Source organism: Mycobacterium sp. (assembly GCF_965229265.1).
Lineage (GTDB): Bacteria > Actinomycetota > Actinomycetes > Mycobacteriales > Mycobacteriaceae > Mycobacterium.
The window spans coordinates 789,883-804,430 of record NZ_CBDDIY010000010.1; the positions used below are offsets into that span (position 1 = coordinate 789,883).

At 65.2% G+C, this 14,548-nt stretch carries 11 protein-coding genes; 2 read left to right on the plus strand and 9 right to left on the minus strand.

The window, feature by feature from the left end; all coding sequences use genetic code 11:
- Positions 1 to 47 precede the first annotated feature (47 nt).
- The 3 genes from ADBZ9K_RS05875 to ADBZ9K_RS05885 all read right to left on the minus strand — a co-directional run bounded on the left by ADBZ9K_RS05875 (position 48) and on the right by ADBZ9K_RS05885 (position 6,258).
- Positions 48 to 2,039, minus strand: coding sequence for an acetoacetate--CoA ligase (locus ADBZ9K_RS05875; RefSeq protein ID WP_526619098.1), 1,992 nt, complete (start codon positions 2,037 to 2,039; stop codon positions 48 to 50).
- A 75-nt stretch (positions 2,040 to 2,114) separates the two neighbouring features.
- Positions 2,115 to 2,648, minus strand: a complete 534-nt coding sequence (locus ADBZ9K_RS05880) for a YceI family protein (protein WP_526619099.1) — start codon at positions 2,646 to 2,648, stop codon at positions 2,115 to 2,117.
- A gap of 49 nt (positions 2,649 to 2,697) precedes the next feature.
- The gene (locus ADBZ9K_RS05885) at positions 2,698 to 6,258 is read right to left on the minus strand and encodes an indolepyruvate ferredoxin oxidoreductase family protein (protein WP_526619100.1); all 3,561 of its coding nucleotides are present in this window, start codon (positions 6,256 to 6,258) and stop codon (positions 2,698 to 2,700) included.
- Positions 6,259 to 6,368: 110 nt separating this feature from the next.
- On the opposite strand from ADBZ9K_RS05885, the gene ADBZ9K_RS05890 reads away from it, so the two are divergent.
- Complete coding sequence (locus ADBZ9K_RS05890) at positions 6,369 to 7,538, plus strand: PucR family transcriptional regulator (protein WP_526619101.1); 1,170 nt, start codon at positions 6,369 to 6,371, stop codon at positions 7,536 to 7,538.
- 9 nt (positions 7,539 to 7,547) lie between these two features.
- On the opposite strand, the gene ADBZ9K_RS05895 is transcribed toward ADBZ9K_RS05890, so the two are convergent.
- The 4 genes from ADBZ9K_RS05895 to ADBZ9K_RS05910 all read right to left on the minus strand — a co-directional run bounded on the left by ADBZ9K_RS05895 (position 7,548) and on the right by ADBZ9K_RS05910 (position 10,651).
- A complete protein-coding gene (locus tag ADBZ9K_RS05895; protein WP_526619102.1) occupies positions 7,548 to 8,942 on the minus strand; it encodes an FAD-containing oxidoreductase in 1,395 nt (464 codons plus the stop codon).
- Positions 8,939 to 9,439, minus strand: a complete 501-nt coding sequence (locus ADBZ9K_RS05900; protein ID WP_526619103.1) for a DUF4126 domain-containing protein — start codon at positions 9,437 to 9,439, stop codon at positions 8,939 to 8,941. Before ADBZ9K_RS05900 ends, ADBZ9K_RS05895 begins: the two co-directional genes overlap by 4 nt.
- A gap of 66 nt (positions 9,440 to 9,505) precedes the next feature.
- Positions 9,506 to 10,360 (minus strand): ATP phosphoribosyltransferase, encoded by an 855-nt coding sequence (gene hisG, locus ADBZ9K_RS05905; protein WP_526619104.1) that lies wholly within the window; start codon positions 10,358 to 10,360, stop codon positions 9,506 to 9,508.
- A gap of 9 nt (positions 10,361 to 10,369) precedes the next feature.
- A complete protein-coding gene (locus ADBZ9K_RS05910; RefSeq protein ID WP_135426399.1) occupies positions 10,370 to 10,651 on the minus strand; it encodes a phosphoribosyl-ATP diphosphatase in 282 nt (93 codons plus the stop codon).
- 54 nt (positions 10,652 to 10,705) lie between these two features.
- Between ADBZ9K_RS05910 and ADBZ9K_RS05915 the strand changes: the two genes are divergently transcribed.
- Positions 10,706 to 11,293, plus strand: coding sequence for a hypothetical protein (locus ADBZ9K_RS05915; protein WP_526619105.1), 588 nt, complete (start codon positions 10,706 to 10,708; stop codon positions 11,291 to 11,293).
- Between the two features lie 3 nt (positions 11,294 to 11,296).
- Here ADBZ9K_RS05915 and ADBZ9K_RS05920 read toward each other — a convergent pair whose 3' ends face one another.
- Both ADBZ9K_RS05920 and ADBZ9K_RS05925 read right to left on the minus strand, forming a co-directional pair.
- Positions 11,297 to 12,976, minus strand: coding sequence for an amidohydrolase (locus ADBZ9K_RS05920; RefSeq protein ID WP_526619106.1), 1,680 nt, complete (start codon positions 12,974 to 12,976; stop codon positions 11,297 to 11,299).
- Between the two features lie 20 nt (positions 12,977 to 12,996).
- Positions 12,997 to 14,460 carry a sugar porter family MFS transporter gene (locus tag ADBZ9K_RS05925; RefSeq protein WP_526619108.1) on the minus strand — a complete coding sequence of 488 codons (1,464 nt, stop codon included), beginning with the start codon at positions 14,458 to 14,460 and terminating at the stop codon, positions 12,997 to 12,999.
- Between the last annotated feature and the right edge of the window lie 88 nt (positions 14,461 to 14,548).

Genomic DNA, 14,548 nt, shown 5'->3' on the forward strand with positions numbered 1-14,548 from the left:
CGGCACGGCCACCCACGTGGAAGCTCGAACGAGCGTTTGTCAGCTTCCTAATCGTCCCGCTCCCGACCGGCGGCTCGACTACGAGCGAAGGCGATATACCAGTCCACAGCCTCAGGGTTGGACAAAGAGTTGCGCGATACCGTTGCAGTGAGGCTCGATGACGTTTGCAGGATCCGCTTGACCGGCACTTCGGCCTTCTTGCCAGTGTGCGTGACCGGAACCGCCGGCACCTGGACGATCTCGTCCGGAACGTGACGTGGCGAAGCGTTACGGCGGATGGTTGTCCGAATTCTCTCCCGCAGAAGGTCATCGAGGATCTCACCGCTGGCGAGAACGACAAAGAGGGGCATGTAGTAGTCGCCCGCCGTTTCGGACTCCACGCCGACGACGAGCGCGTCGAGCACCTCAGGGACGTCTTCGAGTGCGCTGTAGATGTCGCTGCTTCCGAATCGCACACCGGAGCGGTTCAAGGTCGCATCACTTCGACCGTGAACAATGAATCCGCCGCGCGACGTCGCTGTGACCCAGTCCCCGTGTGTCCAGACATCCGGGAAGCGTTCGAAGTAGGCCGCACGGTAGCGCAATCCGTCGTCATCGTTGAGGAGGCGCACCGGCATCGAGGGCATGGATCGTCTGATCACCATCTCGCCGACCTGGCCGACCAGTGGCTGCCCAAGGGGATCCCATGACTCGACAGCCGCGCCGAGAGCGGGCCCCTGAACTTCACCCAGGTACACCGGGTCAAGCGGATTCAGGCCGATGAAGGCGCTGCAAATCTCGGTACCCCCGGACGAGGAGCCAAGGTGGACGCGCTGTTTGACGTGCTCATGTACCCATTCCCACGTCGAGGTGGGGAGCGGGGATCCCGTCGAGAGGATCTGGGTGAGCGCACTCAGGTCCCACATATCGCGGGGTGACGTGGTCATCTGTTGCTGCACACGCGTCAGGTACGCGGCGCCGGTGGCGAACTTCGTTGCGCGAGTCCGCGCAAGAATCTCGAACTGGCGATCGACGTGGGGGAAAACCGGCGACCCGGCATAGGTCACAACTGTGGCACCACAGGCCATGTTGCACAGCAGCACGTTCCACACCATCCATGAGGTGTTCGCAGCGACGTAATAGATGTCGCCGACACCGATGTCGTGGTTGAGTGCCCCACTCTTCAGCGCTTCGAGAGTGATTCCACCATGGCCGTGCACAACTCCCTTCGGCAGACCTGTTGTCCCAGAGGTGAACAGGATCCACAGCGGGTGGTCGAATCCGACCCGTTCGTAGTGCGGTGCCGCCTTCTGCGCCGTCAGGGAGCGGAAGTCGAGCCATCCGCGGATGTCCGGGTCGGGACTGTCCGTCTCGGCGGCGTCGCCAACCAGGACACAGTGCTGTACCGAGGGTAGCTGGGAGCGCAACTGATTCAGTTGCCTCATGCACTGAATGTCCCTGCCGCCGAATCGATACCCCGCTGACCCGATCAACAGTTTCGGCTGAACTTGCGAAAGCCGATCAAGGATCGCCCGCGGGGCCTGTTCCGGCGAACTGACCGTCCACACGGCGCCGACGGCCGCCGTCGCCAATAGAGCCACTATGGCCTCGGGAATGTTCGGCAATACCGCCGCTACCGAGTCCCCCGGTCCGATGCCCAGGCCACGAAATACGCTGGCGACTGCGGCGACCTGCGCGGCGAGTTCACCCCAGCTGACGCGTGACTCTTCGTTCGTTTCGTTCAGGCCGATGATGGCCGTCGTGTCGGCGAACTCCGGGGTCGACGCGTAGCGCAGCACATTCTCGGCGAAGTTCAGCCGAGTCCCGGGAAACCAACTGGCTCCCGGCATGGCGTCGATGGTCAACGCCGCGCCTTCGAAGCCGTCACCGATGACATCGAAGTATTCGCGCACCGCCGACCAGAAGCTCGACGGGTCCCCGACGGACCACTCCCATGCTTGCCGGTACGTTGCGGCACGCACGTCCTTGTGCGTGCAGGACCATTGCAGGAACTGTGCGAGTCGACAGTTTCGCGCCTCCTCCGGGGTGGGGCGCCACATGACCCGTGGATGATTCGTGTTCTGTGATGACGTGGGCACGGCAGTCGTTTGCCTTTCGAGCGCGGGTCCGGGCAGTCAGGCAGAGCGCGTCCAGCGCAGGTGAGCGTCGATCACCACGTTGTCCGAGACCATGCCGAGTTGGTTGGTAGAGATGCCGAATACGGTGCGATCCAATCTTGTTCGGCAGTTGAAGTGCACTGCACGACTGTTCGGCGCATCCAGCGCGGCAAGGAGCGTTACCTGCTCTACAACGTTTTTGACCTGCAGTTTTCCCTCGAGGGCAACATTGTCGGACGGTAGGAGACGCAGGTCGGCCACCGTGAGGGTGATGACGGGGTGCCGGTCGGCGTCGAAGAAATCTGGCGAGGTGAGGTGCCTGTCGCGTTTGGCGATTCCTGTGTGCAGGGAAGCTACCTCGATGTCGAGCTGACCGGTGACGCTGCCGTCGTCCCGCAATCGCCCAGTGCCGGCGAAGTGCTTGAATTCTCCTCGCACGGCCATCAGTCCCCACAATGATGCACCCTGAAAGCAGATGGTGGATCGATCGACGTCGATGCCGTATTCGCCTGGGGTGTAGCGACTCTGAATGGACTCGGCGGCATTGGTCATGGGATTCCTTGGGTGATCGACGACGGGGTGCGCAACACAGGCCTGGGGGCTACTGGGCGGCCGTCGCGACGTTCGCCGTCAGGCGTTCGATGATGTCGGCTCGCCGGGAATAGTAGGTCTGCAGCGAGCTCATTTTGATCTGCTCGTATCCGCGCACCCACTCCGGCAACGAGATGAGTTCGAGAATCAGATCGGCGTTGGCCGGGGTAAGCAGCGCTGCCGCGGTGTCGGCGGCCTGCAGGTAATCGGTGATCAGCGCGCGCTCGGCACGTCGGACCTCGCCGATTCCGAAGATGTCGAAAGCAGTTCCCCGGAGCAAGCGCAGCGCGTAGAGCAGCCTGAATGCCGCGGTCGCCCATCGGGCGTCGAGCTTGATCTTGCGATCCAACCCCAGGGCGCGAAAGATCGGCGGGTGCAGCAGGAACGAGAATCGAGCCTCCGCACCGAACTGGTCGCGGATCTGCTGCGCGAGGTGGGGGTCGAGATGAAGGCGCGCGACCTCGTACTCGTCCTTGTAGGCCATCACCTTGTACAGCTGCCGGGCGTACTCCTCGGTCACGGTGCTGGACCCCGACGCTCGCGTTTCGGCCAGCCGCATTCCCTCGACAGCGACTGCGTAGCGATTCGCGTAGGCCTTGTTCTGATAGGCGATGAGTTCAGAGATGTTGCGGCTCAGCGTCTTCTCTAGTCCGGCACTGCGGGAGCTGTCGACGACCGCCGCGATCTCCGCAACTGCCTGCTGACGCGCGCTGCCGGCTGCGCCGGTGTCGCGACCAATTCCCCGGACCCCGTCGACGACAAACCGCCGTCCCCGTCGGAAGGCTTGCTGGTTGGTCTCGACCTGCACGCCGTTGAGGGTCAGCGCCCACTCGATGGCATCGGGATCAACGGGCAGCAGGCCAGCCTGAACCGCGACTCCAAGAAGGAAGATGTTGGCGAACTGGTCACCGTCGAACGGTTTACCCAGCTGCTTTCCGACGTCGACGAAGATGTTCTCCGGCCGGGAGCCGGCCCATTCGATGCGGTCGATCAGGTCTTGAATCTCTGGATATTGGGTGTGGATGTCGGTGACCATGGCTCCGGTGGGAGTGACCGAGGTCGAGACCACCGCATAGGTGCGCCCTGGTGCGATGACGTCGAGATTGCTCTGCGCCGCAGCCACGAGGCTGTCGAACCCGAGATAGAGGTCACAGCCGCCCATGCCGATCCGGTTGCTCCCGGACCCCCGTGCGGATGAGATTCGAACGTCCGAAACCACCGCACCGCCCTTTTGCGCGAGTCCGATCTGATCGAGCCCCGTGACTTTGAGTCCCATGTGAGTCGCGGCGGCGGTGATGACCTGGGCGGCGGTGACGACCCCTGTCCCGCCCACGCCAGTGATCCGCATCGAGAAATCGGCGGCCCGCACGACGGGAATCGGCGCCGGAAGATCCGATGCCTGAAGTCGCTCGACGGGCGCTGAGAGCGGCGTGCCGTGAGAGGTGTGCGGTCGGACTTCGACGAAGGACGGGCAGTCACCCTTGATGCAGGAGAAGTCGAGATTGCAGGAAGCCTGGTGGATCTGGGTCTTTCGACCGAATTCGGTGTCGACCGGTTGGACCGACAAGCAGTTGGACTTGTCTCCGCAGTCTCCACAGCCCTCGCACACCCGCTCGTTGATGACGATCCGCTGCGGCGGCGTCTCGATAAGTCCGCGCTTGCGTTTACGGCGCAACTCGGTGGCACATTCCTGCTCGTGTATCAGGATGGTGACACCGTCGATCGCCGCCAGCTCTTCTTGAACCTCGATGAGCTCGTCGCGGTGGCGGATGCTGACGTTGCCCGGCAGACGACGCATCCGTCCGAAGGCGCGGCGGCTGTCCTTCGGGGCGGTGCTGGTGATGACGACCTTCTTCACACCCTCGGCGAGCAATTCGTCGACCAGCCGCGGAACACCCATCTTGCCGACCGCTTCTTGGCCGCCAGTCATGGCGACCGTGTCGTTGTACAGGATCTTGTAGGTGATGTTCGCTCCGCCAGCGATCGCAGCGCGGATCGCGAGCGACCCCGAGTGGTGAAAAGTCCCGTCACCGAGGTTCTGGATCAGGTGTCGCTGTCTGACGAATGGCGACATTCCCGTCCATGCAGCACCTTCCCCGCCCATAGCGGACAGCCCGATGCTGCTGCCCACCCGTTCCTTGGGCAGGAACGTGATCAGCCCGTGGCAGCCGATGCCTCCGCCGATAAGCGCGCCGCCCGGCACTCGCGTTGAGCTGTTGTGCGGACAGCCTGAACAGAAATACGGGGTTCGTTGCAGGATCGGCAGCATCTTTGGTGCGCGGCGAATTCGCTGCTGCTGGTCGAGCCACTGCCGGGCGGGTGAGTCGCCGCGGTGCCGAACAAGGGCGGCGGCTAGGCGGGGCGCGATGTAGTCCGCCGGTAGGTCCGCGTCGGCGCGGAACAATTCCGTACCATCGGCATTCCGTTTGCCGAACACACCTGGCGCGTTCGGGATTCCGTAGAGCAGGTCCTTGACCGCGAGTTCGATGAACGCCTTCTTCTCCTCGATCACCAGGATCTCGGTCAGCCCCCGCGCGAATTCGGACACGACGCCCGGTTCGAGCGGATGGACCATGCCGAGTTTCAGCACCCGCACGCCACCGGTGGAGATGGCGCCTGCGTCAATGCCGATCGCCGAAAGGGCCTCGCGCACTTCCAAATAGGTGCCGCCGGCACATACCACACCGATGGTTGCACTGAGGTCGCCGACGATCCGGTCAATCTGGTTGGCCGCGGCGTATCGTCGCGCCAGTTCCATCCGCTGCCTCACCTGGGTGGCTTCGAGCTGACCGAGTGTGGGTTGCAGCATTTGGGCGGTCACCGTGTGTTCGAACTCGCGACCGTCGAAGAGCCGATCAGGTTCGACGGGCATGACCCGGCGCGGGTGGACCACCAGTTCCTTCGATCCGTCCACCACGTTGGTGCCGAGCTTCATCGCGACCCACAATCCGCACGACCTCGACATCGCGATGGCATGCAACCCGAGGTCGAGAATGTCCTGTGGATCAGCCGGCACGATGCAGGGCATTCCGAGTTCGGCGATGGCCGGCTCGGAGCTACTCGGCACTGTCGACGACTTCGCGGTCGGATCATCGCCGACAAGCGCGAGGACGCCGCCCTGGCGGTCGGTTCCACCGAGATTGCCGTGCCGGATGGCGTCGGTCGCTCGGTCCAGGCCGGGCGCTTTGCCGTACCAGATGCCGGTCACACCGTCCCCCAGCCGGTCCGGTGACGCCGATGCAAGCTGGCTGCCCTGCACCGCCGATGCGGCGAGTTCCTCGTTGACCGAGGGACTGAACACCACGCGATGGTCTGCCAGCCGGGCCGACTGCCGGGTGAGCTGCAGATCCAGACCGGCGAGCGGGGAGCCCTCGTAGCCTGAGATGAAGATGCTCGTGTCGAGTCCGCGGCGCAGATCGAGTCGACGCTGGTCCAGCGGCAGTCTGACCAGAGCCTGCAAACCACTGAGCTGGACGGTGCCATCCTCCAGGTCGTACCGCTCCTCGAGGGGGCTAGCTTGTCGGCTCGGCGGTGATGCATCGCGCGCCGAAGCGCTCTGGACTGCGCCCATGTTCTGATGTAATCCATTCGTTGACCACTTCGTGATAACACCCAAGTCTGTGTGAGATACGTCCGCGTAGCAATCGACAAGTCCCGCAAAAAACGCACTCGGAGGTGCCTGTGCCTAGTGAAGATCACGAATCCCGCCCGGAGTGGTCCTTCGTGCGTTCGCTGTGCACCCAGCTCATCGATCAACTACCCGCGACCGCGCGCCACCTCACCGACGGCATCCGGTCGGCACTGCCGGCATATGCCGTCGTACCCCGCCATACGCATACCGCCCACGTCGCCGAGCAGCTACGAATACGACTGACCGCGCTTGCCGAACACCGAGAACTCAGCGATGCCGAGTTGGCGAAGGCCAGCAACCTCGCTGCTCAACGTGCTTCACAGGGTGTGCCCATAGATGCAGTGATCGCGGCCTACCAGGCGGGTGATCAGGAAATCTGGAACCTCATCGCCGAGCAGGCGACGACATCAGCAAACGTGGTGCTGCCGGAACTCGGCCGGCTGATGTTCGTCGCGACCAGCCGGACCACCGAGGCGATGGCTCGAGCGCACAGCAGGGTGGCCCGAGAACTCGACGCCGGCAGAATCACGTTGGCGCACCAGTTTTTCCAGCTGCTCGAGGACCCCGAGACCCACCCGGAAGCCACTCTGGTCGCTGCCAAGCTCGGCTTTGACCCGTCGGGCAGCTTTGTCGCATGCGACTGGCGCCCACCCGAGCACAGTTCGCCCGACGTGGCTTACGAGTCAGTCACCGCCATCACGTCAGCCCAGGTCGCCGTCGTCGCACGGGCGGCCGGCGAAGGACGCTTCGAACTTCTCGCCCAACCCCCCGACCCCGAGTCCTGGACCCGTCTCGTTGAACAGGGACTAAGCATTGGACGACTCGGAATAGGCATGGCACGACGCGGCATCGCCGGCGCCCACGCAAGCCTCACCGACGCACATCTGGCCCTGGGTAGCACAACCGGGGTCGACACTGCCGCGAGGTTCGCCGACAACTGGCTGGAGGCATTGGTGATCGCCGGACGCGACAGACTCCACGATCTTCTCGAGCCTGCGGTCAAGGCCTCTCGCGCTCACCCGCATCTGGCCGAGACCGTCCGGTCCTTCGCCTCGGCGGACATGTCCATTGCCAAGACCGCGAAGTCCGTTCACCTGCATGCCAACACCGTCACGTACCGACTCGACCGGTGGGCGGACCTCACCGGCATGAACCCTCGCACGTTGCGGGGTCTGTCCCGTTCACTCATCGCCTGCCAACTCGCCGAACAGGGGCCTTGAGTTCCACCGCTACTGCAGCGGGGTCATCTCCTGAAGCATGGTCGGCACCAGCTCACTGACCGTCGGGTGGATGTGCATGGTCCGCGAGATCGCGGTGTAGGGCTTCCCGGCGGACATGACGTCCAGGATCGAATGGATGACCTCATCACCGCCGACTCCGAGAATGGCCGCACCCAGGATCTCTTCGGTGTCGGCGTCGACAACGATCTGCATAAACCCTTGTGTCTCACCCTTTTCCACCGCGCGGCCGACGCGGGTCATGGGTCGCCGGCCGACCAGCGCCCGCCGACCCGACGCCCGAACCTGATCGACGGTCATCCCGGCCCGCCCCAGCGGCGGATCGATGTAGAGCGCATAGGTGGGCACCCGGTCGCTGACCCGGCGCGGATCGTCGTCGAGCAGGTTGGCGGCCACGATCTCGAAGTCGTTGTAGGAGGTGTGGGTGAAGGCGCCCTTGCCGTTGCAGTCCCCCATCGCCCAGATGTGATCGGCCGTGGTCCGCAACTGATCATCGACGACGATGTATCCGCGGGCGTCGACCTCGACTCCGGCGCGCTGCAGCTCCAGGTCGTCGGTGTTGGGCCTGCGCCCCACCGCCACCAGCAGGTGCGAGCCGGCGATCGGGACCGCACCGTCGCGCGGGACAACCTCGAATCCGCTGTCCCGCTTGCTGAATCGCAATGCGTCGGCACCGGTCACCACGCTGATGCCCTCGGCGGTGAGAATCTCGGCGATCGCCGCGGAGACGTCCCCGTCCTCGCGTGGGGTGAGCCGCGGCCCCCGCTCCAGGACGGTGACCCGCGCACCGAACCGACGATACATCTGGGCGAACTCAAGCCCGATGTAGCTGCCGCCGACGATCACCAGGTGCTCGGGCAGGGTGTCCAGCTCGAGAATCCCGACATTGGTGAGGTAGTCGATGTCGGCCAGTCCCGGCAGGTCAGGCACCACGGCGCGGCCACCGACGTTGAGGAAGATCCGGTCAGCGGCCAGGACCTCGTCGCCGACGCGCAGGGTGTGCGGGTCTTCGAAGCGGGCGTGGCCGCGGATCAACGTGCAGCCCGGCATGTTTTCCAGCCAGGACTCGACGCCGCTGCGGTCGCCGAGCATGATGTCGTCCTTGCGCGCCTTAACTTTCGTCATGTCAACGCTGACCGCGCCGGTGGACACCCCGTAGTCGGCGCCGCGGCGGGCGGTGTGGGCGGCGTGCGCGCTGGCCACCAGCGTCTTGGTGGGTATACAGCCGGAATTCACGCAGGTTCCGCCGACGAGCTTCCGCTCGATCACGGCGACGGTCTGGCCCGCGGCGGTGAGCCGGCCCGCCAGTGGTGGTCCGGCCTGTCCGGCCCCGACGATGATCGCGTCGAACCTGGTCGCTCCGCTGCTGCCCACCGGCGTCGTCATGCCAGGCTCACGCCGGCCAGGTACACGATGAGAAACCCGCCGATGATCGCGACGGCGTCCTCGATCAGCGCAGCGGGCCGATCATCACCGAACTGCCTGGCGATCGCGCCCCGGACCTGCGCGCCCCCCATCGTTCCGAGGACCGCACCAATGATGCCCGCACCGATCGCACTGAAGATGTGCCCGAACGGCGTGCCGATCACCGCACCGGCCAAGGCTCCGATCACCAGCCGCGCGCCGAATTGCGCCGGCACCTTGCGGCTCGGAGTCTTGGGTAGCTGATCGGTCACCAACTCGCCGACGGCGAGGATGCTCAACACCGCGACCGCGATGACATTGCCGAGCCACGACGACCAGACTCCGTGCGGGGCGTCGGTGAGGTTGATCCAGCCGAGCATGGCGCCCCAGGCCAGGACGGCCAGCGGTGTCATCGCGCGCAGACCCGCCACGATGCCGATGAGGAGCGCGAACAGCAGAGCGAGAAGCACGTAGTTCATGGCAGCCCTTCGAGCGATGGTGTCGTTAACGACGCTAACACCGCCGCAAGGTCCCCGACGAACGAATCAGAACCGGCAAAACCTGATGTCGGAGGCCAGAATCGCCTTCGCCCCGATCGCTGCGAGTTCGTCCATGATCGCGTTGACGTCGCGGCGCGGCACCAGGGCGCGGACCGCCACCCAATCCGGATCGGCCAACGGCGCGATGGTCGGCGACTCCAGGCCGGGGGTGATCTCGGTGGCGCGTTCCAGTACCGAACGCGGACAGTCGTAATCGAGCATCAGGTACTGCTGGCCGAACACCACGCCCTGCACCCGGGCGGCCAGCTGATCGCGCGCGGCGCGGTTGGGATCGTCACCGTTGCCGGCCTGCTCGATCAGCACCGCCTCCGAATCACACAGCGGCTCACCGAACGCCACCAGATTGTGCAGACTCAGCGTGCGCCCCGAACCCACCACGTCGGCGATGGCGTCGGCGACACCCAGCTGGATCGAGATCTCGACAGCGCCGTCCAGTCGGATGACGGTCGCGTCAACTCCCTTGCCCGCCAGATCTTTCCGGACCAGATTCGGATACGCGGTCGCGATGCGCTTGCCCGCTAGCTGCTCGACCGCCCACTCCTGCCCGGCGGGACCGGCGTACCGGAAACTGGAGGACCCGAAACCCAACGCCAACCGTTCGGTTACCGGGGCGTCGGATTCGGCGGCCAAGTCGCGGCCGGTGATGCCGCAGTCGAGCTGCCCGGAACCCACATAGATCGCGATGTCTTTGGGCCGCAGGAAGAAGAACTCGACCCCGTTCGCCCGGTCGATGACGGTCAGGTCCTTGGGATCGGTACGCCGCCGGTACCCCGCTTCCGCCAGGATCTCGGCGGCAGGCTCGGACAACGCCCCCTTGTTCGGGACGGCAACACGCAACATGGTAGCCACCTAAAGCTTGCGGTAGATGTCGTCGAGGGTCAGCCCACGGGCGAGCATCAGCACCTGGGTCCAGTACAGCAGCTGGCTGATCTCCTCGGCCAGGGCCTCGTCGGGCTCGTGCTCGGCGGCCAGCCATACTTCACCGGCCTCTTCGATGATCTTCTTGCCGAGGGTGTGTACGCCCGCGTCGAGCGCGGCGACGGTGGCGCTGCCCGCGGGGCGCGTGCGGGCACGCTCCCCCAGTTCGGCGAACAACTCCTCGAAGGTCTTCACGGCCTGCGATTGTTCCATGCGTGCCGATGCGCCGTCACGGCGGTTTCCGGTCGGCGACTAGGCTGCCCTGCTGTGGGCGGATTCCGGCGGTCAGCGTTCACGGCGATCGTCGCCCTGGCGCTGAGCGCCTGTTCGAACCCGATCGTCACCACCGATGAAACCGGCCAGCAAACCGCACCACCTCCGGCTCCTACGGCATCTACGCGCCCCAGCAACGACAAACTGGTCAATGCGTTCGACTACTACAGCCGGATCGATGACACCCGATCCGGCTACTATTTCACCAGCCCGAGCGGCAGCTGGCGTTGCGTGATCGTGCCGCGCACCTGGGCCGGTTGCCAGTCGAGCACGGGAACGTCGGCCATCGCCGTTCAGGGGGCGCCCAAGACCGTGACCGACGACGCCGGCCAGAGCCTGCCCCCGAACGCCATCGTGGTGCGCACGCTCGGCGACCCGCAGTTCGCCTCGGTGAGCCCCGATCAGTTCAAACCACCGACCGGAACGCCAAAAACCTTGCCGTTCAACAAGATCCTCGCCGCGGCGGGCTTCCGCTGCAATGTTGCGCAGGAGGTGGGCATCTCCTGCCTGAGCGAGCAGACCGGTAACGGCTTCACGTTCTCCACCACCGGCGCCACCTGGCAGTACACCGACGTCCCGTAAGGCTCAGCCCGCCCGGTAGACCGTCGCGCCTTCCTTGACGGTCTCCACAACACCGATGGTCAGCAGCTCGTCGGTGTCGACGGCAAGCGGATTGGCGTCCAGGATCACCAGATCGGCCAGCTTGCCGGGCTCGATGGTGCCCTTGCGATCCTCTTCGAAGATCTGCCAGGCCGCCTCGATGGTCAGCGACCGCAACGCCTGCCAGATGTCGATCCGCTCGTCGGGTCCGATCGGCGTCCCCCGCTTCGACGTCCGCATGATCGACGACCACATCACCCGCATCGGCTCCATCGGGGTGACCGAGAAGTCGGTGTGGTTGGAGCAGTGCAGGCCCTTGCCGATCGCCGAGGCCATCGGGCTGAGGAAAGCTGCGCGTTGCGGCCCGAGGTTGGCGAGGTGTTCGTCACCCCAGTAGAAGGTGTGGGCGGTGAAGAAGCTGGGGTTGATGCCGAGTTCGACGTAGGCGTCGAGCTGCTCGGGACGCATGCATTGTGAGTGAATCACGATGGGGCGCTGGCCATCTCCGGCGTGTGCGCCGGCCGCCCGCAACCCCTCGATGGCCAGGTCGATCGCGGCATCACCGTTGGCGTGCATGAAGATCTGGATGCCTTTGGCGTAGATCTCGCCCACGGCCTCCGTGATGACCTCGGGGGGCAGGGTGGGTTCGCCCCGCCAGTCCTTCTCGCCGCCCGGACCGTCGGTCAGCAGCGGCGCAGTCCAGTACGCGGTCTTGCCCTGCGGCGATCCGTCCAGCACCAGCTTGATACCGGCCAGTTTGAGGTGATCGCGGTAGACGCCGAAGGCCGAGCGGGCATCGTCGGGCAGTTCCATCGGTCCGCCCCGGAAATCCGGTGCCCACTGCTTGACCAGCTCGGGGATGTCGAACACGAACGGCAGCGACACCACATCCAGGTAGAGCAGCCCCTGTCCGGCGGCCTTACGCAGAAACGCCACATCGGCGGCGTTGGTGGCACCTTCCTGGCACGTGGTCACACCGACGCGGGCGTAGATCTGCTGGGCCTGGTCCAGGGTGTCGAGCCGCTCCTGCTCGCTGGCCTGCGGCATGTTGGCGAAGATCGGCAGGAACGCCGTCTCCATGATCAGGCCGGCCGGCACGGTCGTGCCCGGTTTGCGCAGAATCACCCCGCCGGGCGGTGTCTCGGTGTTCGCGTCATAGCCGACCTTGGCGAAGGCTGCGCTGTTGAGTACCGCCCCGTGGTTGGAGCTGTGGATCAACAGCACGGGGTTGTCGGGGAAGAACGGGTCAAGGTCGTCGACGGTGAGCTCGCGCTGTTCAGCCAGGTTGGACCGGTCGTAGCCGTAGCCGATGACCCAGTCGCCGGGCTTCAATCCACGTCGGCGCACATGCTCCTGCAGGGCGGCCACCACGTCAGCAACCGCGGTAACCGGTCCGGCGGGGACCCCCTGGACATTCGCCCACGTCACCACCTGGGGCGCGTTCATGAAGTGGCCGTGCGCGTCGATGAACGAGGGCATCAGGGTGTGGCCCGCCAATTCGACGATCCTGGTCCCGTCGCTCGCGGTGGCCATCACGTCGGCCTCGGATCCGGCCGCCAGGATCCGGCCCGCGGCGACCGCCACCGCCTCCACGTGTGGCCGGCCCTCGACCATCGTCACGATGGTGCCGCCTCGATAGATCGTGTCCGCGGCGCCTACGCCCATCGACGAAGTCCCAGCCGCCATCAAGCGCGCTCGGGCTTTACCTCGGGCACCAGCTCGGCGTGCATGTCCTCCAGCGAGACTCCCTTGGTCTCCATGACCCACTTCCACACGAACAGGCCGGACAGGATGGCGCACACCCCGTAGAACCCGTACGCCAGGCCCAGGTGTTCACGCAGCCCGGGGAAGGTGACCGTGATCAACCAGTTCGCCGCCCACTGCCCGGCGGCTGCCAGCCCAAGCGCGGCCGCGCGGATGCGGTTCGGGAACATCTCGCCGAGCAGCACCCAGACCACCGGACCCCACGACATGCCGAATGCGACGACGAAGAGGTTGGCCGCGATCAATGCGATCACACCCGAGGCGCCGGGCAGGTTTGGCTTGCCGTCGACGAGCGTGGCGTTGGCGAAGATGACCGCCATGGTGATCAGGGTGACGGCCATGCCGGACGAACCGATGAGCAGCAGCGGTTTGCGCCCGATCTTGTCGATGAGCGCGATGGCGATCAGGGTCGTCGCTACGTTGACCACCGAGGTGATCACGGTGTAGATCGCCGATTGGTCGGCGTCGAAGCCCACCGCCTGCCACAGCACATTGGAGTAGTAGAAGATCACGTTGATGCCGACGAACTGCTGGAAGATCGACAACCCGAGGCCGACCCAGACGATGCCGTAGAGGCCACCGGTCGGCTTCCGCAGATCGCGCCAGGACGGCTTGTCCTCGCGTTCCAGTGTCTCCTGGATGCGGCTGATGGTGATCTCGAGGTTCTTCTCGCCCAGCAGCATGCTCAGCACCTTGCGGGCTTCCGGAATCTTGTGGGTGGCAACGAGATAACGGGGCGACTCCGGGATGGTGAAGGCCAGGGCACCGTAGAGGACCGCAGGCAGGGCCATCGCCAGGAACATCCATCGCCATGCGTCGAGCCCGAACCACAGCTCCTTGTTCGGCCCGCCGGCAATGTGCTGGAGAATCCAATTGACCACGAAGGACAGAAAGATGCCGGACACGATCGCCAGCTGCTGCAACGAACCCAGCCGGCCCCGGATTCGCGGCGGCGAGGTCTCGGCGATGTAGGCCGGCGCGATCACCGATGCGATGCCGACACCGATACCACCAACGATCCGGAAGACGACGACCGTGGCGACGTTTGGCGCCAGCGCGGTGCCAAAGGCGCTGATCAGGAAGAACACCGCGGCGATCTTCATGACCGAGATGCGGCCGATGCGATCGGCGATCCGGCCGGCGGACATCGCCCCGGCGGCCGCACCCAGGAGCGCCGAGGCGACGGCGAAACCGAGTTCGGCGTTGCCGATGCCGAAGTCTTCCTGGATCGAGTCGACGGCGCCGTTGATGACCGCGCTGTCGTAGCCGAAAAGCAGGCCGCCCAACGCTGCTACCGACGCAATCCGGATTGCCGTGCCGCCCGAGGAGAAATCCTCATCGGTGATCGCGGACGGAGTTTGGTCGAGGGGGCCCTGGCCGGCCATGGGAAGTCCTTTCCGCAGCACTGCGAAACCTCTGGTGGCAACTACGATGGCACAATCAGAGCCCCGCCACGGCGATATCAGCGAGCAG